The sequence below is a fragment of the Luteibacter sp. 22Crub2.1 genome (assembly GCF_900167995.1).
Taxonomy (GTDB): domain Bacteria; phylum Pseudomonadota; class Gammaproteobacteria; order Xanthomonadales; family Rhodanobacteraceae; genus Luteibacter; species Luteibacter mycovicinus.
On sequence record NZ_FUYT01000006.1, the window covers coordinates 188,969 to 210,102 of the forward strand.

The 21,134-nt window shown below is 64.9% G+C and carries 19 protein-coding genes and 1 pseudogene; 18 read left to right on the forward strand and 2 right to left on the reverse strand.

Going from position 1 to position 21,134, the window contains the following annotated elements; all coding sequences use genetic code 11:
* Positions 1-47: 47 nt before the first annotated feature.
* Entirely contained in the window at positions 48-845 is a 798-nt protein-coding gene (locus tag B5X73_RS08030; RefSeq protein WP_217699752.1) for a GAF domain-containing protein, read from the reverse strand.
* Between the two features lie 166 nt (positions 846-1,011).
* Here B5X73_RS08030 and B5X73_RS08035 point away from each other — a divergent pair, with 166 nt between their 5' ends.
* The 18 genes and pseudogenes from B5X73_RS08035 (at position 1,012) to B5X73_RS08120 (ending at position 20,001) form a co-directional block, all read left to right on the forward strand.
* Positions 1,012-1,776 carry an SDR family NAD(P)-dependent oxidoreductase gene (locus B5X73_RS08035; protein WP_079521251.1) on the forward strand — a complete coding sequence of 255 codons (765 nt, stop codon included), beginning with the start codon at positions 1,012-1,014 and terminating at the stop codon, positions 1,774-1,776.
* A gap of 101 nt (positions 1,777-1,877) precedes the next feature.
* On the forward strand, positions 1,878-3,272 hold the full coding sequence (locus B5X73_RS08040) for a sugar porter family MFS transporter (RefSeq protein WP_079521252.1): 1,395 nt from the start codon (positions 1,878-1,880) through the stop codon (positions 3,270-3,272).
* Between the two features lie 368 nt (positions 3,273-3,640).
* The gene (locus tag B5X73_RS08045) at positions 3,641-4,186 is read left to right on the forward strand and encodes a fimbrial protein (RefSeq protein ID WP_176167778.1); all 546 of its coding nucleotides are present in this window, start codon (positions 3,641-3,643) and stop codon (positions 4,184-4,186) included.
* A gap of 72 nt (positions 4,187-4,258) precedes the next feature.
* Positions 4,259-4,987: a fimbrial biogenesis chaperone gene (locus B5X73_RS08050; RefSeq protein WP_079521254.1), complete on the forward strand. Its 729-nt coding sequence runs from the start codon at positions 4,259-4,261 to the stop codon at positions 4,985-4,987.
* Positions 4,984-7,581 carry a fimbria/pilus outer membrane usher protein gene (locus tag B5X73_RS08055; RefSeq protein WP_079521255.1) on the forward strand — a complete coding sequence of 866 codons (2,598 nt, stop codon included), beginning with the start codon at positions 4,984-4,986 and terminating at the stop codon, positions 7,579-7,581. Before B5X73_RS08050 ends, B5X73_RS08055 begins: the two co-directional genes overlap by 4 nt.
* 100 nt (positions 7,582-7,681) lie before the next feature.
* Positions 7,682-8,650 (forward strand): P-type conjugative transfer ATPase TrbB, encoded by a 969-nt coding sequence (gene trbB, locus B5X73_RS08060; RefSeq protein WP_043696558.1) that lies wholly within the window; start codon positions 7,682-7,684, stop codon positions 8,648-8,650.
* A 19-nt stretch (positions 8,651-8,669) separates the two neighbouring features.
* Positions 8,670-9,089, forward strand: a complete 420-nt coding sequence (locus B5X73_RS08065; RefSeq protein ID WP_176167779.1) for a TrbC/VirB2 family protein — start codon at positions 8,670-8,672, stop codon at positions 9,087-9,089.
* Entirely contained in the window at positions 9,089-9,400 is a 312-nt protein-coding gene (locus B5X73_RS08070) for a conjugal transfer protein TrbD (protein ID WP_043696555.1), read from the forward strand. Before B5X73_RS08065 ends, B5X73_RS08070 begins: the two co-directional genes overlap by 1 nt.
* Positions 9,397-11,934, forward strand: coding sequence for a VirB4 family type IV secretion/conjugal transfer ATPase (locus tag B5X73_RS08075; RefSeq protein ID WP_079521257.1), 2,538 nt, complete (start codon positions 9,397-9,399; stop codon positions 11,932-11,934). Before B5X73_RS08070 ends, B5X73_RS08075 begins: the two co-directional genes overlap by 4 nt.
* A complete protein-coding gene (locus tag B5X73_RS08080; RefSeq protein ID WP_079521258.1) occupies positions 11,931-12,647 on the forward strand; it encodes a VirB8/TrbF family protein in 717 nt (238 codons plus the stop codon). The genes B5X73_RS08075 and B5X73_RS08080 overlap by 4 nt, the downstream gene beginning before the upstream one ends.
* A 10-nt stretch (positions 12,648-12,657) precedes the next feature.
* Positions 12,658-13,554: a P-type conjugative transfer protein TrbG gene (trbG, locus tag B5X73_RS08085; RefSeq protein ID WP_079521259.1), complete on the forward strand. Its 897-nt coding sequence runs from the start codon at positions 12,658-12,660 to the stop codon at positions 13,552-13,554.
* A 20-nt stretch (positions 13,555-13,574) separates the two neighbouring features.
* Positions 13,575-14,798 (forward strand): TrbI/VirB10 family protein, encoded by a 1,224-nt coding sequence (locus tag B5X73_RS08090; protein WP_254857255.1) that lies wholly within the window; start codon positions 13,575-13,577, stop codon positions 14,796-14,798.
* A 110-nt stretch (positions 14,799-14,908) separates the two neighbouring features.
* A complete protein-coding gene (locus B5X73_RS08095) occupies positions 14,909-15,667 on the forward strand; it encodes a TrbJ/VirB5 family protein (protein WP_139382702.1) in 759 nt (252 codons plus the stop codon).
* A gap of 51 nt (positions 15,668-15,718) precedes the next feature.
* Positions 15,719-16,924: a P-type conjugative transfer protein TrbL gene (gene trbL / locus B5X73_RS08100; RefSeq protein ID WP_176167780.1), complete on the forward strand. Its 1,206-nt coding sequence runs from the start codon at positions 15,719-15,721 to the stop codon at positions 16,922-16,924.
* Between the two features lie 8 nt (positions 16,925-16,932).
* A pseudogene (locus B5X73_RS08105) lies at positions 16,933-17,364 on the forward strand (hypothetical protein); the annotation flags it as partial.
* A 34-nt stretch (positions 17,365-17,398) separates the two neighbouring features.
* Positions 17,399-18,379, forward strand: coding sequence for a fimbrial protein (locus tag B5X73_RS08110; protein ID WP_043696539.1), 981 nt, complete (start codon positions 17,399-17,401; stop codon positions 18,377-18,379).
* 77 nt (positions 18,380-18,456) lie between these two features.
* A complete protein-coding gene (locus B5X73_RS08115; RefSeq protein WP_079521263.1) occupies positions 18,457-19,002 on the forward strand; it encodes a DUF2058 domain-containing protein in 546 nt (181 codons plus the stop codon).
* A 12-nt stretch (positions 19,003-19,014) separates the two neighbouring features.
* Positions 19,015-20,001, forward strand: coding sequence for an NAD-dependent epimerase/dehydratase family protein (locus tag B5X73_RS08120; RefSeq protein WP_079521264.1), 987 nt, complete (start codon positions 19,015-19,017; stop codon positions 19,999-20,001).
* A 72-nt stretch (positions 20,002-20,073) separates the two neighbouring features.
* Here B5X73_RS08120 and B5X73_RS08125 read toward each other — a convergent pair whose 3' ends face one another.
* On the reverse strand, positions 20,074-21,132 hold the full coding sequence (locus tag B5X73_RS08125) for a bifunctional transcriptional activator/DNA repair enzyme AdaA (RefSeq protein ID WP_079521265.1): 1,059 nt from the start codon (positions 21,130-21,132) through the stop codon (positions 20,074-20,076).
* Between the last annotated feature and the right edge of the window lie 2 nt (positions 21,133-21,134).

Below are 21,134 nucleotides of genomic sequence, written 5' to 3' on the forward strand. Positions count from 1 at the left end.
GCCTGGTCAGCCCACGCCGCCGAAGGTCATCTCTCGTACGTCGGCGGTTACGACCCCTGGGTGTCGCCCGGGGGCTGATGCCAGCGCCTGCCGTGCTCGATCATGTGCAGGCGGATTTCATCTTCCGCGATGGCGGCCAGTGCACGAAGGCCGTTGGCTTCGAGCTCGCTGAGGCCACGGGGTACGTCGCCGAAGACACACAGGGTGCCCAGCACCTGGCCATCCGGCCCGTGCAGCGGATGACCGGCGTAAAAGCGGATATGCGGATCGCCCGTGACCAGCGGGTTGCGCTGGAAACGCTCGTCGCTACGGGCGTCCTCGATCACCAGGATGTCCTCGCCCAGGATCGCATGACTACAGATCGCCCAGCCGCGGGGCGTCTCTTCCGGGGCGAGACCCTGCCGGGACTTGAACCACTGGCGCCGCGAGGTAAGCAGGGCAATCGCGGCCGTGGGCGCACCGGTCATCTGGCAGGCCAGCCAGGTGATGCGGTCGAAGACCGGATCCTGCGCGGTGTCGAGCAACCCGCTGCGCGCGACCGAGCGCAGACGTCGTGCCTCGTCCGCGGGGACCGGATAATCGGGATGACGCGCCGGGCGGAGCTCTTCCGGCAGGGTCGACGGTGACTCTCCCGGAGGCGCCATGCGCTCTTCGAGCAGGGCCAGCACGGCGCTGCGCCGCATGCGCCGATGACCGCCGGGGGTCTTCCACGAGGTCAGTGCGCCCCCTTCGATCCACTTCTGAGCGGTGCTCACGGAAATGCCAAGCAGCTCCGCGGCGTCGCGCGTCGTGACGGTGGGATCATCGGGCGAATCGGGAGGAATGCGGTCGTTCAAGGCAGCCACGTACGTAGTTCATTCAACTGTTTGAAACTACCACAGGCGATGCCCCGACTCGCTTGGCGAAAACACCGCGTTTGAGTGGCGTTTTGTTGCGTGAGCAAAGACATACACGACATCGGCGTGAACTCTGGTATAGCGGCGGATCGATTTTCGCCCATGGAGCCAGCGCATGACCTCGTTCGCCACGTATCCCAGCCTCGTCGATCGTACCGTCGTCATTACCGGAGGTGCCAGCGGCATCGGTGCCTCGTTCGTCGAGCACTTTGCGACCCAGGGTGCGAAAACCGCCTTCCTCGACGTGGCGGCCGATGCTGGCGAAGCGCTCGCGGAGCGACTCGGCGGTGCGCGCCACCGGCCCCGTTTCCTGCGTTGCGACCTGTCGGACGTCGAGGCGCTCCGCCGAGCGATCGCCACGGTCCGCGCGGACCTCGGTCCGGTCGGCGCGCTGGTCAACAACGCGGCAAACGACGTGCGCCATGACATCGCGGACACCACGCCCGAGGAATTCGACCGCAATATGGCCACGAACCTGCGCCACCAGTACTTCGCCACGCAGGCGATCTTGCCGGATATGCGTAGTCTGGGCGGTGGCTCGGTGATCTGCCTCGGGTCGACCGGCTGGATGAAGAAGAACGCCGGCTACCCCATGTACGCGACCGCCAAGGCGGCCATCGAAGGTTTTGTCTATGGCATGGCCCGGGAACTTGGTCGCGACCGTATTCGGATCAACTGTCTGGTGCCCGGCTGGGTCATCACGGACAAGCAGCGCGAGATGTGGCTCGACGAGGAGGGGGAGGAGGAGATTCGCCGTGTGCAATGTCTGCCAGGCCACCTGATGCCCGAGGATCTGGCGCGGGCGGCACTTTTTCTTGCGGCCGACGACAGCCGCATGTGTACCGGACAGAACTTCATCGTGGACGGCGGATGGGTCTGAAGCGCGGCATAACGTCTCACCCGGAGGCGACGCGACGCATACAGGTCGAACACATGTCGAGGCATCCAATTCAGGTTTCACATACCTGAAGGAACGACCCCATGGACGCCCCCATTCAGCAAGAGGTGGCCGCCGCGCATCCCAAGGCGGCGATCGTCACGACCTGTATCCTCGCGGCGCTCGCCGGCCTCATGTTCGGCCTCGACATCGGCGTGATCTCCGGCGCCACGCAGTTCATCCAGGCGGAGTTCAAGGTCAGCGATCACATGATCGAGTGGATAGTCAGCTCCATGATGGCTGGCGCGGCGATCGGCGCGCTGGGTGCCGGCTGGATGTCGGCATCCCTGGGGCGCAAGCGCTCGCTGATCTTCGCGGGCATCGTTTTCATCGCCGGGTCGCTCTTCTGCGCCGTCGCATGGTCGCCCGCGATCCTGATCGTGGCTCGCCTGGTCCTGGGCGTCGCGATCGGTGTCGCCACCTTCACCGCGCCGCTCTATCTCGCGGAAGTGGCGCCGGAAAAGATTCGCGGCGCGATGATCTCCACCTACCAGCTGATGATCACCACGGGCATCCTGCTGGCCTTCCTTTCCGACACGGCCTTCAGCGCCAGCGGTAACTGGCGCTGGATGCTCGGCATCATCGCCGCGCCTGGCGTGCTCTTTCTCATCGGCCTGTTCTTCCTGCCGGACAGCCCGCGCTGGTTGCTGATGCGCGGTCGCCGTGAGGACGCGCAGATCGTCCTCGCGAAACTTCGCGGCGATGAGGCGGTGGTCAAAAAGGAAATCGCGGCGATCGACGAGCAGCTCAAGACGAAGCAGCACGGCTGGAGCATGTTCAAGGAGAACGCCAATTTCCGTCGCTCCGTCGGCCTGGGCGTGCTCCTGCAGGCGGTCCAGCAGTTCACCGGTATGAACGTGGTGATGTACTACGCGCCGCGCATCTTCAAGGACATGGGTTACGACACGCACGCGCAGATGTGGTTCACCGCGGCGGTCGGTCTGACCAATGTCCTCGCTACGCTGATCGCCTTCGCCTTCGTCGACCGGCTGGGCCGCAAGCCCATCCTGTATGCCGGCTTCACCATCATGGCCGTGGGCCTGGGCGTGGTGGGAACCATGATGGGTCTGGGCATCAACTCGCGCGGCGAGCAGTTCTTCACCGTGGGCATGCTTCTGGTCTTCATCGTCGGCTTCGCGATGTCCGCCGGCCCGCTGATCTGGACGCTGTGTTCGGAAGTCCAGCCCCTGAAGGGACGTGACTTCGGTATCGCCGCGTCGACGTTCACCAACTGGGTCACCAACATGATCGTCGGTGCCACGTTCCTGAGCCTGCTCAGCGGTATCGGCAACGCCCAGACCTTCTGGCTGTACGCGGCGCTCAATGCGCTCTTCATTTTCGTCACCTTCTTCCTGGTGCCGGAGACCAAGGGCGTCACCCTCGAGCAGATCGAACGCAACCTGATGAGCGGCAAGCCATTGCGCAAGATCGGTCAATAAACAACGTCATCCGGTAGGAGCGCGCCTTGCGCGCGAAAAGCCAACGAAGCGGTGAAGGTGTACCGCGTCTGCGCTTCGTTGGCTTTTCGCGCGCAGGGCGCGCTCCTACATGGCGTCGTGCGCCTAGCACGTCGTGAGATGTCGTGTCATGAGAATCGCGCCCATTCCCGACCGGCGGCGTACGATAGATCCGAAAAAAAACGGATTTTTGAGTTTTATTCCATATGCCATGTCGGAGATATCCGACAGACTTCTCAGAGCGCTCGCGTAGTCGAGCTCGGCTGCGTGATGCGCGGGGTGACCCCGTGTCTCCCCAGGCCGGCGGTCCCGCAGGGACCGCTTCTCAAGATCTGAAAAGGGTTAATTGGATGAACCTCAAAGCAATCACTTCCGCGCTGCTCATCGCGGGTCTCGCCGCTCCGTCGGCGTTCGCCTCGACGGGCACCATCACGTTCACCGGCTCCATCACGAACGTCACCTGCACGGTCGACGGCGGTGCGCCGGGCAATGGCCCGGACTTCACCGTCAACATCGGCGCGGTCAACGCGGCCGACTTCACCAACGTCGGCGATACCTCGGGCAACACGGGCTACCGCATCTACATCGGTAAAGCCGGCGAAACCACCTGCGCGGACGGAACTAAGGTGTGGGCGAGCTACGACACCGGCTCGACGGTGGATCCGGCCACGGGCGCGCTGAAGACCGTCGGCGCCGCGACGGGTGTGCAGATTCGTCTGTTCGACAAGAACGGTCAGCCGATCGACATCTGGAACGACAAGCAGGATAGCGTCAAGGAAGTCGTCGTCGGCAACCAGGCCCTGCTGGCCTATTCGGCTTCGTACCAGCGCACGGGAAACATCACGGCGGGTGACGCCAACAGCTCGGTGACCTACACCGTCCGCTTCGAGAACTAAGGAAGGAAGTCGACCGCCGGCCTGGCCGGCGGTCGCACTGTTTACGTGAAGGAACGACTCCGGATGCACGCAATGAAATGGAATCCCGGCCTGCCAGCGTGTGTGCTTGCCGCGCTGCTGCTGCTTGCCCCCGCGCCTGCCGGGGCGGGCGTGGTCATGAATGCGACACGCTATGTCTATCAGGCTGGCGAGAGGGAGATCGCCGTCAAACTGACCAACAAGGGTACGCTGCCCGTGCTTGCCCAGGCATGGATCGACGATGGTGACGCGCGCTCCACGCCCGAGCATGTCGACGTTCCGTTCAACCTGACTCCGCCGATCTCGCGCGTCGAGTCGGGCAAATCGCAAACCCTCCGTATCTCGTTCACCGAAGGGACGGTGCCGGGCGATCGTGAATCGCAGTTCTGGCTCAACGTCCTCGAAGTGCCACCCAAGGCCGAGAGCGCCGGCGACGCCAATACGATCCAGCTCGCTTTCCGTTACCGCCTCAAACTGTTTTATCGACCCAAGGGCCTGAAGGGCTCGGCCGCCGCGGCCGCGGAAGACCTGTCGTGGGGCTTGTCGCGCGACGGGGTGTTGTCGGTCACCAACCACAGTGACTATCACGTCAGCCTCAACGAGCTTCGCCTCGTTTCCGAGGGCGAGACCATCGAAGCCGAGCCCTTGTCGATCGCCCCGCACGCGTCGCTTTCGCCGCCGCTGCCGAAGCCGCTGAAAGCGCCTCGTGTCGACGTGCGTTACCAGAGCATCAACGACTATGGCGGCTTCGTGCCGCACAGCACGACGATCGACGCACGATGATCACCGCTGTCCGTCGCCCACGGCTGCCCCGGCGGCCGCTTGCTGTCGCCTTCGCGCTGGCCGGTTGCGCCTCGGCGGACGCGGCCGCCCTCGATCCGGGTGCGCCGCAGGCCGCGTTCAATCCCGACTTCATCCACTCCACCGGTGGTGCGATCGACCTGTCCCGCTTCGAGCGGGGCAATGTGACGCTGCCCGGCGTCTATCAGCCTCACATCCTGCTCAACGGCGAGCCGGTGCCTGGCACCTACGACATCGTCTTCCGTGAGATCGCGGGGAGCGAGAGCGCCAGGCCGTGCTTCGACCGGCCGACGCTTCTGCGTCTCGGGCTCGATACGGAAAAACTCGAAGCGCGCCGTGTCGGCGACATACCCGCACACGATGCGACCTGCGGAACGCTGGACACGATCGTGCCGGGCGCGACGGTCGACTTCGACGAATCCGAACAGATCCTGCGCGTGACCTTGCCGCAGGCCTTCCTCGCCTCACGGCCGCGTGGCTATGTCGCGCCCGAACTCTGGGACGCCGGCGAAAACGCCGCGATGCTCAACTACAACGCCAACACCTATCGGATACGCACGCAGGGGCGCCAGTCGACGGCCAGCTACGTCGGCGTGAATGCGGGCGTCAATCTCGGTGGCTGGCGTATCCGGCACAACGGCGGCCTGGCGGTATCCGCCGGCCGACGTCAATGGCGCAACACGCTGGTGCATGCGCAACACGACCTCACCGATCTGCGCGCCCAGCTCACCGTCGGCGAGACCTATACCGCGGGTGACATTCTCGACAGCGTGCGCATCCGCGGGCTTGGCATCGCCAGCGATCAACGCATGCTGCCCGCATCGCAGCGCGGCTATGCGCCGGTCATTCGCGGCGTGGCCGAGGGCAATGCGCAGGTCACCGTTCGCCAGAACGGCTACGTCATCCACAGCAGCACGGTGGCACCCGGTCCGTTCGAGATCGACGACCTCTATCCCACGGGCTACGGCAGCGACCTCGAAGTCACCGTGACCGAAGCGGATGGCCGCACGAAGACGTCGCTGGTGCCCTATACGGCCGTACCCCAGATGCTGCGCGAGGGCACATCGCGCTTTGCCTTCTGGGCGGGGCAGGTGGACGAGGCGTCCGTCCCGGAAACACCGTTCATCGCCCAGGCGACGATGCAGTACGGCGCGACCGTCAACAGCACGCTGTACGCGGGAGGTACGTTGTCGAACAGTTACGCCGCCGGCCTGATCGGCGCGGCGATGAATCTTCCCTTCGGCGCCGTGGCGCTGGATGTGACCGGCTCGCGCGCGGCGACCCGCTCCGGCCGCGTCCATCGCGGGCTGAGCACACGGCTGCGCTACAGCCGCACGCTGGCCGCGACGGGTACGAGCTTCGGTGTCGCCGCGTATCGATTCTCCACCCGCGACTATCTGGGCGTGACGGACGCGGCCCGCCTGCGCTCGCGTCTCCGACGTGGCATCACGGGCGACCCCGTGGGCGGCGAGCGCAGCCGCTTCGACGCCAACCTCGGCCAGACCGTCGGAACGGGGCGGCTCTCCCTCACCGGCTCCGTCGTCGACTACTGGGGGAGTCGGTCTCGGGGGCTCGATTACACCCTGGGCTATGCGGGCTCACTGCGTTCGGCTTTCTACAACGTGTCATTGCAACGCTCGCGTGTCGGCAGCGCGCTGGGCGGCGTTTTCGGCGGCCGCCCGCGCGGTGGCACGGACACCATGCTCTACGTGTCGTTCAACGTGCCGCTGGGTCGTGCGGCAGCGGCACCGAACCTCGGGCTGTCGTACAACCGGAGCAACGCAGGCGATGGCGCGCTGACGGCGAACATCAACGGCAGGATCGCCGGCGACGACGACCTGACCTATGCGCTGGCGGCGAGCCGTATCGAAACGCCCCGGCGGGCCGCGCGCAACACCGGTTCGGCCAACCTTGCCTATCGTGGCTACGCCGGTGTCTACCGCGCCGGCGTCAGTCGCTCCGGCGCTGGCTCGAGCCAGTATGCGCTGGGCGCGACGGGCGCCGTGCTGGCCCACCGCGACGGCATCACGTTCACCCAGGAACTGGGCGAAACCAATGCCATCGTTCACGCGCCGGGAGCCGTGGGCGCGCGCATCGAGAGCCACACCGGCGTGCGTCTCGATCGCCACGGCAACGCGGTGATCCGGGGGCTGCAGCCGTACCAGCTGAATCACGTCGCGATCGACCCGCGCGGGGCGTCGCACGACGTTCATCTGCGCAGCACGAGTGAGGCGGTGGCGCCACGCGCGGGAGCGATCGCGCGGCTGGACTACGAGACCGAGCAGGCGAAGGCGGTGCTCATCCACGCCACCCAACCCGGGGGCGACCCATTGCCCTTCGGTGCGTCCGTCTTCGACGAAGGCGGAAAGACGGTGGGCGTCGTGGGTCAGGGCAGCAAGATCTTCACGCGCGGTGCGCCGGCAGGAGCACGCCTGCGCGTCAGCTGGCCGGGCGGCAGCTGCCGTATCGCCTTGCCACCGTCGCTCGAAAGCCTGCCCTTGCACGGCCTGCATCGTGCGGTGAGATCGCCCTGCGAAGAGGAGGCAGAGATCGCAAGCCGCGATGACGCGTCCTGACGAAACGAACTGAGGTACGGGCAGGGAACGCGCCCGTGACAGAACCGCGTCGCGGTGCGACCACGAAGGTCGCCCCGACGCCACCAGCGACACCATCACCATGGAACAGGGACATGCCGGCGGTCACTCCGCCGTGTTGCGCGAACGGGCGCGCGAAAAACTGATGCGGGATCTCGGCGACTCCTTTCTCAGCGCGTTCGCCGACCCGAAGACCATTGAAATCATGCTCAACGCCGATCACCGCCTGTGGCAGGAGCGCCTCGGTGAGGGCATGCGTTGTATCGGCACGATGCGCCCCAGTCAGTCGGAGGCGATCATCAAGACCACGGCCGGGTATTACGGTAAGGAGATCACGCGCGCACAGCCGGTGCTGGAGTCCGAATTCCCGCTGGACGGTTCGCGCTTCGCCGCGCAATTGCCGCCCATCGTGGCGGCGCCGACCTTCGCACTGCGTAAGAAGGCGGTGTCGATCTTCAGTCTGGCGCAGTACGTTGCCGACGGCGCGATGTCAGCGGCGCACCGCGAGGTGCTGCTCGACGCCATCCGCCTGCACCGGAACATTCTCGTCATCGGCGGCACCGGTTCGGGCAAGACGACGCTGATCAACGCCATCATCCGCGAGATGGTCGAGCTCGATAAGCGCGAGCGCGTCTTCATCATCGAGGACACCGGCGAGATCCAGTGCGCCGCCGAGAACTTCGTGCAGTACCGCACCTCGTACGAAGTCGGCATGACCCAGTTGCTTCGCACCTCGTTACGCATGCGCCCGGATCGCATCCTGGTCGGCGAGGTGCGTGGGCCGGAGGCGCTCGATCTGCTGATGGCGTGGAACACCGGCCACGAAGGCGGCGCCGCCACGCTGCACGCCAACGATGCACGAGCCGGGCTGTCGCGGCTGGCGATGCTCATCAGCATGCATCGGGATGCACCACGCCCGATCGAGCCGCTAATCGGCGAATCGGTCCATTTGCTCGTTCACATCACGCGCACCCCGAGCGGCCGTCGCGTCCAGGAAATCGTTGCCGTGGATGGCTACGAGGATGGGCGATATGTGCTGCGTCATCTTTAAATCGAATATGGAGGAAACAATGTCGAATCAAGTCCGGTCGCCTATGCGCGACAAGTTGTACGCAATCGTCGCGATATCGCTCGCAATGTGTCTCTACGCGATACCTTGCTTTGCCGCTGGCGAAACGGATGTGCTTCCGTACGAGAAAGGTATGGAGGTCTTCTATGATTCGATGACCGGTCCGGTGCCGTTCGTGATCTCTCTGGTCGGCATCATCGGTTGCGGAGCCATGCTTATCTTCGGAGGCGAGATCAGTGGCTTCCTCCGGACGATGGTTTTCATCATTCTGGTAGTGGCGGTCATCGTCCAGGCGGGCTCGGTCGTCACGATGCTGGGCGGCAAGTGGGCAACCAAAGCGCAGGGCGTAGGGCGGGTTGGTCCGTACCAAAGAGGCGTCGACGTAGCCGTGGGAACTTACCTCCGCGAAACGGTGGCGTAATGGCGATCCGCACCGTCCCGATTCGTCGCGCAGGAAACCGTGACAACCTGGTGCTGGGAGGAGACCGCGAACTGGTCATGTTCAGCGGCCTTACCGCCGCTGCACTCATTTTTTCGGCGCAGGAGATGAAAGCGGGCGTCTTCGGTACGTTGTTGTGGTTCGGGGCCTTGTACGCCTTCCGCCTGATGGCCAAAGCCGACCCGAAGATGCGGAAGGTCTACCTGCGGCAACGCCGCTATCGGGAGTACTACCCCCCGCGTTCGACGCCGTTCCGTACGAACGGACCGGCCGAGGAGGCGCAGTACCGATGATGGTGTGGATCATCGCGGGGATGGCGATCGTGGTCGCCATCCTCGTCACCCTGCTGTTGCTGCGCATCCGGCGTCTGGATGCGGAGCCCAGGCTCAACCATTACCGCCCGCACGGGCAGGCCGTGTCGGACCTGCTGAACTACGCGGCCTTGGTCGACGATGGCGTCATCGTGTGCAAGAACGGTGCGCTGATGGCGGCGTGGGTCTTCACGGGCGACGACGCGGCCAGCAGCACCGACGAGCAGCGTGAAACGGTTTCCATGCGGGTCAACCAGGCACTGTCACGTCTGGGCAACGGCTGGATGTTGCACGTGGACGCCGTCCGGCGCCCCGCGCAGGACTATGCGGACGCCGGACGTTCGGCGTTCCCGGACCCGGTATCCGCAGCCATCGACGAAGAACGGCGGCGTCTGTTCCGCAGCCTGGGAACCACGTACGAGGGCTATCTGGTGATGACCCTCACCTGGTTCCCGCCGCAGGTGGCGCAGCGGAAGTTCGTCGAGATGATGTTCGACGACGACACCGAAGTGGCGGGAAAGGCGGAGCGTACCTATAGCCTCATCGCCGATTTCCAGCGGGAGTGCCGCAGCTTCGAGAGCCGACTGTCCGGCGTCTTCCGCATGGATCGGCTCAAGGGCAACCGGCATACCACCGAGGAAGGGCGCGAGGAAGTCCATGACGACTTCCTGCGCTGGCTGCAGTACTGCGTGACGGGTCTGGATCATCCGATCGCGCTGCCGGCCAATCCGGTCTACGTGGACGCGCTGGTCGGCGGTCAGGAAATCTGGGCGGGTGTGGCGCCGCGTATCGGCCGGCGGTTCGTGCAGGTGGTGGCGATCGAGGGATTTCCGCTGGAGTCCTATCCCGGGATCCTGGCGTCGCTGGCCGAACTGCCGAGTGCCTACCGCTGGTCCAACCGCTTCATATTCATGGACCCGCACGAAGCCCTTCGCGAAATGGAGAAGTTCCGCAAGAAGTGGCGGCAGAAGGTGCGTGGCTTCTTCGACCAGATCTTTCAGACCAGCACCGGCTCCGTGAACTACGACGCGCTGTCCATGATGCACGACGCCGAGGCGGCGATCGCGGAGATCAACAGCGGGCTCGTCGCGCAGGGCTACTACACCAGCGTGGTCGTCGTGTCCGACGACGACCGGTCCAGACTGGAGCGCTCGGTGCGCCAGGTCGAGAAGGCGATCAATGCGCGCGGTTTCGCGGCGCGGGTCGAGACCGTCAACACGATGGATGCCTTGCTCGGCAGCATGCCGGGACACGGCGTGGAGAACGTACGCCGGCCGCAGATCAATACGCTGAACCTCGCCGACCTGTTGCCGTCGTCCACGATCTGGACGGGGCAGGCGGAAGCCCCGTGCCCGATGTACCCACCCTCGTCGCCACCGCTGATGCAATGCGTGACGCAGGGGGCGACGCCGTTTCGCCTCAATCTGCATGTCAACGATCTGGGCCATACGTTTCTCTTCGGTCCGACGGGTTCCGGTAAGTCGACTCACCTCGGCCTTATCGCGGCACAGCTGCGCCGTTATCGCGGCATGTCGCTCTACTGCTTCGACAAGGGCCTGTCACTGTATCCCTTGGTCAGGGCATGCCGCGGGCTGCACTTCGATGTGGGTGGTGACGACGAGACGCTGGCCTTCTGTCCGCTGCAGTTCCTGACGACCAAGTCGGACCGGGCGTGGGCCATGGAATGGATCGACAGCATGCTGGCCTTGAACGGCGTTCAGACCACGCCGGCACAGAGAAACGAGATCGGCAACGCGCTCACCGCCATGCACCGCTCGGGTGCGACCACGCTGTCGGAGTTCGTGCTGATGATTCAGGACGAAGCCATTCGTGAAGCCCTGAGGATATATACGGCGGACGGCGCCATGGGGCACCTGCTCGATGCCGCCCAGGACGGCCTCCGCCTGTCCGATTTCGCGGTGTTCGAGATCGAGGACCTGCTCAACCTCGGCGACAAGTTCGTGCTGCCGGTGCTGCTTTATCTGTTCCGGCGCATCGAGACATCGCTGACCGGGCAGCCGGCGGCGATCATTCTCGACGAGGCATGGCTGATGCTTGGGCATCCGGTATTCAGGGCCAAGATCCGCGAGTGGCTCAAGGTGCTGCGCAAGTCCAACTGCATCGTGATCATGGCGACGCAGAGCCTGTCCGACGCCGCGAACTCCGGGATCCTCGACGTCATCGTCGAATCGACGGCGACCAGAATCTTCCTGCCCAATCCCTTCGCCCGCGACGATGACGCGACGGCACTCTACCGCCGCATGGGTCTGAACACCCGGCAGATCGAGATTCTCGCGACCGCCGTACAGAAGCGGCATTACTACTACATGTCGGACAAGGGGCGTCGTCTCTACGACCTCGCGCTCGGTCCGCTCGCGCTGGCCTTCATCGGCCACACCGACCGCGAATCGATCGCGACCATCCGCACGCTGGAAAGTCGTCACGGCGATGCCTGGGTGCACCCGTGGCTGGAGCTCAAAGGTCTGCGTCTCGAGGACTACGGAGTCATCTCATGAAACAGGGAAAAAGAGCGGGCAGCCTCCGCCCCACGACGGCCACGGGGCTTGCCCATCCGTATCTCAACGCGCGCCGTACCTGGAATTCCCACGTCGGCAGCCTGATCGCGTCGCGCACGCTGTGGCAGGCGGTGGCGCTGATCAGCCTGCTGATCGTCCTCGCCGCCGTCGGCGGGGTGGTCTATATCGGCAGCCAGTCGAAGTTCGTGCCGTACGTGATCGAAGTGAACAAGCTGGGCGAAGCGATGTCCGTGGCGCCGGCCGACAAGGCCGCGAAGATCGATCAGCGCGTGATTCGCGCCTCGGTCGCCGAATTCATCGTCAACGCGCGCACGGTGACGCCGGATATCGCGATGCAGCGCCGGGCCATTTTCAAGGTGTATGCGCTGATGAATGCCGGAAGCGCGTCGACGCGGAAAATGACGGCGTGGCTCAACGGCAATCCGGAAACCAACCCGTTCAAGCGAGCGGAAAAGCAGACCGTGAACGTCGAGATCGTCTCCGCGATCCCCCAGACCGCGACGACCTGGCAGGTGGACTGGATCGAAACGCAGCGCTCACGCAGGGGCGAGGTACAGGGCAAACCGTATCGCATGCGTGCGCTGCTCAACGTCGAGACGCGGCCGATCGCAAGCGACATCAACGAGGAGCAACTGCGCCTCAATCCGCTGGGTATTTATATCTCGGACTACTCCTGGTCCAAGCAGTTCTGACGGGCACGACATGAAAACAGCAGCTACCCTCGCCGCGCTGGCGTGGCTCGTACCGAGCCTTGCCATGGCCACCACCGAGACGGATCTCGCCAACCAGTTCTTTTCCGCGGACAACCCGAAGCTGACCGCGCAGGAGAAGGCCGGGCTCGACATCTCCCGAAAGTGGATCGCTAGCACGTCCGCCTCCGTCAAGCCGGTGGCGGGACCCGACGGGAGTGTCCGCTTCCTGTTCGGCCAGTCGCAGCCGAGCATCGTCTGCGCGGTCATGCAGGTCTGCGACGTCGAACTCGAGCCGGGCGAGCAGGTGAGTTCGGTGAACCTCGGCGACGCGGTGCGCTGGCTGGTCGAACCTGCGTTGTCGGGCGCGGGCGCGACCTCCGTCCAGCACCTCGTGATCAAACCGCTGGACGTCGGGCTGGAGACATCGCTCATGGTGACGACCGACCGGCGCACGTACCACCTGCGTCTGCGCTCGCACCGCACGGAATACATGCCACGTGTGGCGTTCTCCTATCCGGCTTCGGTGGACGCCAAGTGGGCGGCGATGAAGCGTCAGGCCGCGGCCACGCAGGCCGTGAAGCCGACGGTCGTGCAAAAGAAGGAATACCTGGGCGACCTGGACTTCGGCTACCGGATCAGTGGCAATGCGCCGTTCAAGCCGGCGCGTGTGTACAACGACGGCGTGAAGACGATCATCGAGATGCCTTCGACGTTCTCGCAAGGGGAGGCGCCCACGCTCCTTGTCGTGCGCGAGAGCGGCAGCCTGTTCCGGAAGGATGAAGAGGTGATGGTCAATTACCGCCTGCAGGACGGGCGTTACATCGTCGATACGCTGTTCAAGAAGGCGGTTCTGGTGGCGGGCGTCGGCATGGCGCAACGCAAGATCGTCATCGAGCGGCGTGGGTGAGCCAGCGGATGGAGACTCCCATGCCCGAACCCGGTGATGCGGACGGCGAGGCGTCGTCACCGCCGGCCGCGTCCGGTAAGCCTGCGGGCGTCCGGCGCGTGAATAACGTACCGCTGCTGATCATTGGCGGCGTCATGGTCGTGTTCGTCATTCTCGTCACTCTGGTCGCGGCCCAGCGCGGGCAGAAGAAGGAGGAGGATCCTCCGCCCGCGGCGGGTGCGCTTCCCGAGAACAGCCAGCTTCTCGAGCAGATGCTGGCGGGTGGAGCGACGGGCGGACTGGTGCCGGGCGCCGACGAGCAAACCGTGTCGTTTCCCGTCGCGCGGGTCGCGGACCCGGATGCACCGCCGGTGCCTGACCGGAGTGCCGGCAACGGTGTGCCCGACGACACGATGGCCAAAGAGCGCATGAAACTGTTCCAGAGCGCCATGCATGCACGTACCGGCCTGACCAAGCCCGCGTCGCCCGATGTCGCGCCGGTCAAGGAAAACGAAGCCGACAAAGCGCGTGAGGCGGAAGCGCAGGAAGCCCGCGAGCGGGACACGCGCATCCCGGTGCATGCGGAGGGCGACTACAGCGCGTTTGACGGGTCGAGCGCGCGTGCGGCCGGTGCGGATCGCTGGCTGCTCGATTCGGGCATGGAAGCGCCGCGTACGGCGTTCGAACTGCGTGCCGGATCGGTCATTCCGGCGACGATGATCTCGGGCATCAACTCCGAACTTCCGGGCCAGATCATTGCCCAGGTCAGCCAGGACGTGTTCGACACGCCCACCGGCCGCCATCGTCTGGTGCCGCAGGGGTCGCGCCTGGTCGGACGCTACAACCATAAGGTCATCGAGGGTCAGTCGCGGGTGCTGGTGGCCTGGCAGCGAATCGTGTTCCCGGACGGCAAGGCGTTGGATATCGGTGCGATGGAAGGTGTCGACTCGGCGGGATACGCCGGCTTCAGCGACAAGGTGGACCGCCACTACGCACGCATGTTCGCCTCCGCCATCCTGATGTCGGGCATCGCGACAGGGCTCACATCGTCGAGTATCAGGCCCGGGGATGACCCGTTCGGCTCCTCCAGCGCCGTGATGATGCGCGAGAGCCTGGCCCGCCAGGTGGGTGAGGTGGCTTCGAAGATGATCGACAAGAACATGAGTTACGCGCCGGAGCTGAAGATTCGGCCGGGCTACCGGTTCAACGTGATGGCGGTGAAGGACCTGACCTTCAGGCAGGCGTACAAACCGTTCGATTACTGAGCGTCAACCCAACCCAAAGGAGAGGAAGTCCAATGAGAGGACACAGAAAGCTTGCGATCGCCGTCGTCATGGTGGCGGCTGTGGGATGCACAGGTACCGCCTCGGCCGGCGTGCCAGTCATCGACGTGGCGAACCTTGTGATGAATGCCATGCAGAGCCTTCAGCTCAAGAAGATTCAGAAGACGTTGACGAGGAACGATAGCGGGACGATCAATTACTACACGAACAACATCGATAAATCGACGACGAAGATCGACAAATCGACACATAACATCGATAACTCGACCGCGATTACATCGAACAACTCGATCATCAACACCGAGATCGACGCGGATCTGGACTTCACCCTGATCATAAACAAGGGTGGAAACGGGGAGATCATTCCCGTACCCCGGCCGATACAGGAGCTTTTGAAGGAAATTCACGAGCACGGAAAAAGCGATGCTTACGCAGCCCATTTCGGCGATGCGGCCAGTTATTACGGTCGGTCGGGCGACAAAGAGGCGGTGGACGCCGGCTTCGAAGGATCGCGTGCACGCAAGGCGGCCAACAACGCGCTGGTGAAGAGCCTCGATCTGGAGCAGGACCGCATTGCGGACGACGCGCAAGCGCTCAAGGAACTTGCAGGCATGAATAAAGAAGTCAAAGGTCACGCCCGCCAGCTTCAGGTCGCCAACGCCATCGCCGGTTCACAGGCCAACCAGATGCTCGAGATCCGTTCGATGATGCTGGCCTCGGAATCCGCGCGCGCGGCCGAATCCCAGGCTGCCGCCGACAAGGAGGCTCGTGCCATCGCCACGGGCAAACACCTGCGCGAAGGCCTCGACAAGGCGGCGAGCGCGGCGAGCCGTCCGCTTCCCATGCTCTGACCACGACGCGGCGCCATGGCGCCGCTCACCCCTCGATCCTTCAGGTACACCATGTCGTCTCCGCGCCGCATTCCCGTCCTTCTGGGTGTTCTTCTCCTGTTCGCATCCGCCGTGGCCGCTGGCCAGGACATCGAGCCGGGCAAGCTGGTCACGTCCGCGGAGGGCGCGATCGCGAAGGCCTTCGACATAACGCAGGTCCTCGACGCCGCGAAGACGCTATTCTGGTCGCTCGCGGTGATGAGCCTGGTCTGGACCATGGGGATGCTGATTCTCCGGCAGGATCTCGGCGAAGTGCTGATCGAACTCATCCGCTTCATGATCGTGACCGGCACGTTCTACTGGTTGCTCATCAACGCGAGTGACGGGCAGGGTGACGGCGGATTTATCGCCGACATCGTCGATTCCTTCTTCGAGATGGAGAATGACCTGGGGCGAGTTACCTTCGGGCGCCATGCCGACGGCTTCGTCGCGCGTGGGCTGGCGACTTATTTCAGCACCCTCGACGCTACCCGGACCGGCAGCGACCCCGACCAGATTCTCGCAGGCGGTATCGCGGTGCTGATTCTCGTCCTGCTCACCATCGTCGGCGCGCAGTTCCTGGTGGCGCTGGTCATGGCATGGCTGCTTGGCTACGCGGGCATCTTCCTGCTCGGGTTCGGCGGGGCGCGGTGGACCTCGCAGCTTGCCGTGAGCTATTACAAACATGCACTGGCCGTCGGCATCACTGTCCTGGTGCTCGGCCTGCTCGGCGCAGGTGGTCATCGCGTCATCGACCGGATCTCGACGGTCAGCATGAATTCCGCGGATCCGCAGTTCTTTTTCCTCGGGATGATGCTTGCCGTATCGGTCCTGGTACTCGTGCTTGCCGTTCGCATCCCGCAGTTCTTCTACACGATGGTGACCGGGTCGCAGCTCGGTGTGCTCGCGGGTTCCGCGAGCGTGATCGGCAGCGCGATCGCCACCGGCGGCGGCGCGGCCATCGCGGCGGCGACCGGGCGCGTGCCCGGCGCCAGCCCGGCTGGCGGTATGGGCGCCGCATCGAGCGCTCGCACGGGGTCCGTGATGGATGCGGTGCACCGCTCGGCCGCGTCCGGCAGCAGTATGGGCGATCCTTTCCACGTCGCCCCGGGTTCCGATCCGTTCGGCGTGTCACGCGGTGCGGACGCGGTGCGTCGCGGTGGCAGCGTTTTCGGACCGGCCGGTGAAACACGTCCGGGCACGGATGTGGCGGAACGCCGCGAAGGAAACCCGTCGTGATCGATACGCTGCCCGACATCCCGCCGCAACGCCAGGAGATGGTGGCGTGCTCGCTCGCCGCTTCGCTGGCGTACGACGTTCCGACCAACCTGCTCCTCGCCGTTGCCGAGAAAGAGGCAGGCAAACCCGGACAATGGGTCCGCAACGAAAACGGCACCTACGATGTCGGCTCACTGCAGTTCAATACCGCCTACCTGCGCGAGCTGTCGCGCTTCGGCATTTCGGCGCGCGACGTCGCCGCACCCGGATGCTATCCCTACCTCCTGGCGGCCTGGCGTATCCGCGCACATCTTCGCAACGACGCGGGCGACCTTTGGACGCGCGCGGCGAACTACCACTCCCGGACCCCACGTCACAACGCACGTTATCGCGCGGACCTGATCCACCGCGCCAGTCGCTGGTCCGCCTGGCTGGACACGCATTTTCCAACCCACGACGCCGTCGTGAATTCCCCACCTTAAGGAACGAGGCCTGATGAACTACCGAACGATGCACCGCGCCCTGGGCGTGTTGCCGCTGCTTGTGCTCGCCGCGCCCGCGATGGCGGCGGAGAATGGCTGCTACTGGTCGGCCGATGGCAATTATCAGCTTGGGCAGACGGCGCAGATCACGGTGTGGAACGACATGCCGCCGGGGCAGCAGGTACGGGACGAAAAAGCGCATGGCGATGGCAACATCCTGGCCACATGCATGCGCGGGCAGGCGACCTTCGAGGGCGACTATACCGTGGCACGCGACGACGGCATGGTGACGCTCACGGTCGACGGGCAGCCGTCGGGCTTCGGCATCGAGGTGTATATCGAAGAGCGCGACGGGAGTGACCGTCGGTATTTCCCACACCGCTACCAGCGGACCTTCCGCCTCGGTGAGCCGGTTCGCAGCAACGATGCGGACATCGGGTATCGCGTCGTGCGCACGACAGGCCCGGTGCGCTTCGGTCGCGTCGATTCCCGGACCATCGCTCAGCAGTGGACGTATCAACCCGACGGTGCCAGAACCAGGGCCTTTCGCCACCTGAAGATCTACGAGCTCTACTTCGTGCGCCCCACCTGCAGCATCAGCGGCGACACGCTCAACCAGACCGTCGACGTGGGCCGCTATCACGTAGGCAACTTCGCGACCCCGGAGCGGGCCACACCCTGGGTGCCGTTCTATTTCAGGGTGGAGTCCTGCGCGGAGCCGGTCGGGATGATCGCCAGTTTTACCTTCGGTAAGGCGACGGACGCCGATCCTGTACTGGATGAGCTCTTCTCCCTGACCGGCCCGAAGAACGTCGGTCTCGAAATCGCCAGCGACGATACGAAGACGACGCTCCGGCCCGGTGTGCCGTTCCTGGTCAACGCCGTGGGCACCGGCCGCTCGTATCAGTTCAACGCGCGCCTGCGTGAAACCCAGCCGACGGTGCGCGGTGGCGAGTTCCGGCGTCCCCTGCTGGTGCAGGTCGAGTTCTTCTGAGGGCCGCGTGACGCCCCGGTCCCGCCGCTCCCGTTCGGCGTTAGAATCGGGGACCTCGCACGTACGAAATCGCCGATATGCGCAATCCGCTCCAGGAACAGCTTCTCAAGGCCGGCCTCGTCAAGAAGGACAAGGTCGCCAAGGTCGCCCGTGAACAGGCCAAGGCCCGTCAGGGCAAGGCTCCCGCGCCGGATGCGGCCGATCAGGTCGACGTCCGCCGCCTCCAGGCCGAGCGGGCCGAGCGCGACCGGGCTCTGGCCGCCGAACGCAATGCCGAGGCCCGGGCAAAGGAGATCCGCGCCCAGGTCCGGCAGATCATCGAGACCACCAGGGTCAAGCGCGAGGGCGACATCGCCTATCGCTTCAACGACGGCGACAAGATCGCCAGCATCTTCGTCAGCGAGTGGCTGCGCAACCAGCTGGCCTCGGGGGCGCTGGTCATCGCCCGTGCCGGCGACGGCTACGAGCTGATTCCCCGTCTGCCCGCGGACAAGATCCACGCCCGCGCGACCGACATGATCGTGCTCGACCACGGCCGCAAGGAAGGCGATCCGCTGCCGGCCAGCGACGATGACGACGACTACTACAAGCAGTTCGTCGTGCCGGACGACCTCATCTGGTAAGGCGGTCGGCGCATGACCGTTCTCGTTACCGGTAGTGCGGGACACCTCGGCGAAGCCCTGGTGCGACGCTTGCGAGCGGAGGGTCGCGAGGTACGCGGCCTCGACATCAAACGTTCGCCCTTCACCGACATCGTAGGCTCTATCGCCGATGAGACGTTCGTGCGTGACGCCATGTCGGGCGTGACCGCTGTGATCCACGGCGCGACCCTGCATAAACCGCACGTCGTCACGCATTCAAAACGACAGTTCGTCGATACCAACGTCGCGGGCACCCTCGCCTTGCTCGAAGCTGCCGTATTGCATGGTGTGAGCTCGTTTGTCTTCACCAGCACGACGAGTGCTTTCGGCGCAGCGTTGTCGCCGGCGCCCGGCGAGCCCGCCGCCTGGATCGATGAGGGCGTCGTGCCGGTACCGAAAAACATCTACGGCACGACGAAGATCGCCGCGGAGGACCTTTGCGAACTCGTCGCACGCAAGGATGGCCTGCCGGTACTCGTGCTCCGCACCTCGCGTTTTTTCCCGGAGGATGACGACAGCGCACAGGTGCGCGACGCGTTCGATACCGCGAACATGCAGGCGAACGAGTTGTTGTACCGGCGCGCCGATATCGAGGATGTCGTTGGCGCGCACGTGCTCGCTGTCGATCGCGCACCCGCGCTGCGCTTCGGTCGCTACATCGTTTCGGCGACCACGCCGTTTTCCCGGGACGACGTGGACGCGTTACGCCACGACGCGCCCTCGGTGGTGCGTCGCCTCTATCCTGACGTGGATGCGCTGTACGCCGCGCGTGACTGGCGCTTGCTGCCGTCGCTGGATCGCGTTTACGACAGCGCGCGGGCGACGCGTGATCTGGGTTGGACGCCGAAACGCGATTTCGCGTTCGTGCTGACGTGCCTGCGCGAGGGTGTCGACTTCCGCAGCGACATGGCACGGGCTATCGGGAAGAAGGGTTACCACGATGCGGCGTTCGGGGACGAACCGTATCCTGTGATCGGTTGAAGGCCGCGCCGTCTTGCAAGCCACCGGTGGGCGCTGACCCCTGGCAGCGATCCGCGCCTCGGCGCGGCAACCTCACCTCAGTCCCATGACTTTCCGCTCATGGCGCAACAACCATTCCTTGCGCCACAGCCCGCCGCCATACCCGGTCAGCGATCCATCGGCGCCGATCACCCGGTGACACGGAATCACGATCGCCAGCTGATTCGCTCCATTGGCACGCGCCACGGCACGCACCGCGGTGTGTCTTCCCGCTGAGGCGGCGATCTCCGAATAGCTTCGCGTCGTCCCCGGCGGGATCGCGATCAGTTCATCCCACACCGCTTTGGTAAACACCGAGCCATGCAGGGCCAGCGGCGTCTCGAACACCAGCCGCGTGCCCGCGAAATAGTCGCGCAGGTCGCGCTCGATCCGGTCGATCACCGGCGTGCGCCCGAATCCGATCGACGAGCGGGTGGACTCGCGCAACTTCTTCAGCTCGGTCGGCAGCGCCGTCCGGTCGAAGAATTCCAGCAGATGCAGGGCGTGCGAGTCGGCCACGGCCAGCATCGTGCCGATGGGCGACTCGATCCAGTCGGCCCTGAGCAGCTCACGCCCGCGAAGCGCCACCGGCACGTCGCCGAGCAGGCGTACGATCGCCTCCCGGAACCCGCTGCCAGACTCGTACCCGGCCGACTGCTGGGCCTCGATGACGGTGGCCCCGCCGGCCAGCTTGTCCACCCCTTGTCCGGCCCGGCGAAGACGGGCCATGTCCAAAAAGGTCAGGCCGAGGTGGCGCTTGAAGCTGCGCCGCACCGTCGAGGGGTCGTAGCCCAGTTCGGTGAGGTCGTCCTCGGACCAGATCTGCTCAGGATCGTCCTCGAGCCGCTTCAGCAGGGCCGAGACCATCGGTTCGCGCTGGCCTACGGGATCGAGGGGGCGACAACGCAGGCACGGCCGGAAGCCGGCTTCGAAACAGCCGGCGATCGAATCGTAGAAGCGGGTGTTCTCGAGCAGCGGTTTGCGGGCCGGGCAGGTCAGCCGGCAGAACACGCCGGTGCTGGTGACCCCGACGAAGACATGGCCGTCGTAAGCCGGGTCACGGTCGAGTAACGCTCTGTATAAGGTGTCGTGGTCGGGCAGGTCGAAAAGCATGC

Bases quoted from the DNA above. Each gene is read 5' to 3' on its own strand.
- B5X73_RS08050 (WP_079521254.1), top strand. From the start codon at position 4,259: ATGAAATGGAATCCCGGCCTGCCAGCGTGTGTGCTTGCCGCGCTGCTG.
- B5X73_RS08080 (WP_079521258.1), top strand. From the start codon at position 11,931: ATGAAACAGGGAAAAAGAGCGGGCAGCCTCCGCCCCACGACGGCCACG.
- trbG (WP_079521259.1), top strand. From the start codon at position 12,658: ATGAAAACAGCAGCTACCCTCGCCGCGCTGGCGTGGCTCGTACCGAGC.
- B5X73_RS08070 (WP_043696555.1), top strand. From the start codon at position 9,089: ATGGCGATCCGCACCGTCCCGATTCGTCGCGCAGGAAACCGTGACAAC.
- B5X73_RS08065 (WP_176167779.1), top strand. From the start codon at position 8,670: ATGTCGAATCAAGTCCGGTCGCCTATGCGCGACAAGTTGTACGCAATC.
- B5X73_RS08125 (WP_079521265.1), bottom strand. From the start codon at position 21,132: ATGCTTTTCGACCTGCCCGACCACGACACCTTATACAGAGCGTTACTC.
- B5X73_RS08090 (WP_254857255.1), top strand. From the start codon at position 13,575: ATGCCCGAACCCGGTGATGCGGACGGCGAGGCGTCGTCACCGCCGGCC.
- B5X73_RS08055 (WP_079521255.1), top strand. From the start codon at position 4,984: ATGATCACCGCTGTCCGTCGCCCACGGCTGCCCCGGCGGCCGCTTGCT.
- B5X73_RS08035 (WP_079521251.1), top strand. From the start codon at position 1,012: ATGACCTCGTTCGCCACGTATCCCAGCCTCGTCGATCGTACCGTCGTC.
- B5X73_RS08040 (WP_079521252.1), top strand. From the start codon at position 1,878: ATGGACGCCCCCATTCAGCAAGAGGTGGCCGCCGCGCATCCCAAGGCG.
- B5X73_RS08120 (WP_079521264.1), top strand. From the start codon at position 19,015: ATGACCGTTCTCGTTACCGGTAGTGCGGGACACCTCGGCGAAGCCCTG.
- B5X73_RS08110 (WP_043696539.1), top strand. From the start codon at position 17,399: ATGAACTACCGAACGATGCACCGCGCCCTGGGCGTGTTGCCGCTGCTT.
- B5X73_RS08075 (WP_079521257.1), top strand. From the start codon at position 9,397: ATGATGGTGTGGATCATCGCGGGGATGGCGATCGTGGTCGCCATCCTC.
- trbB (WP_043696558.1), top strand. From the start codon at position 7,682: ATGGAACAGGGACATGCCGGCGGTCACTCCGCCGTGTTGCGCGAACGG.
- B5X73_RS08045 (WP_176167778.1), top strand. From the start codon at position 3,641: ATGAACCTCAAAGCAATCACTTCCGCGCTGCTCATCGCGGGTCTCGCC.
- B5X73_RS08115 (WP_079521263.1), top strand. From the start codon at position 18,457: ATGCGCAATCCGCTCCAGGAACAGCTTCTCAAGGCCGGCCTCGTCAAG.
- trbL (WP_176167780.1), top strand. From the start codon at position 15,719: ATGTCGTCTCCGCGCCGCATTCCCGTCCTTCTGGGTGTTCTTCTCCTG.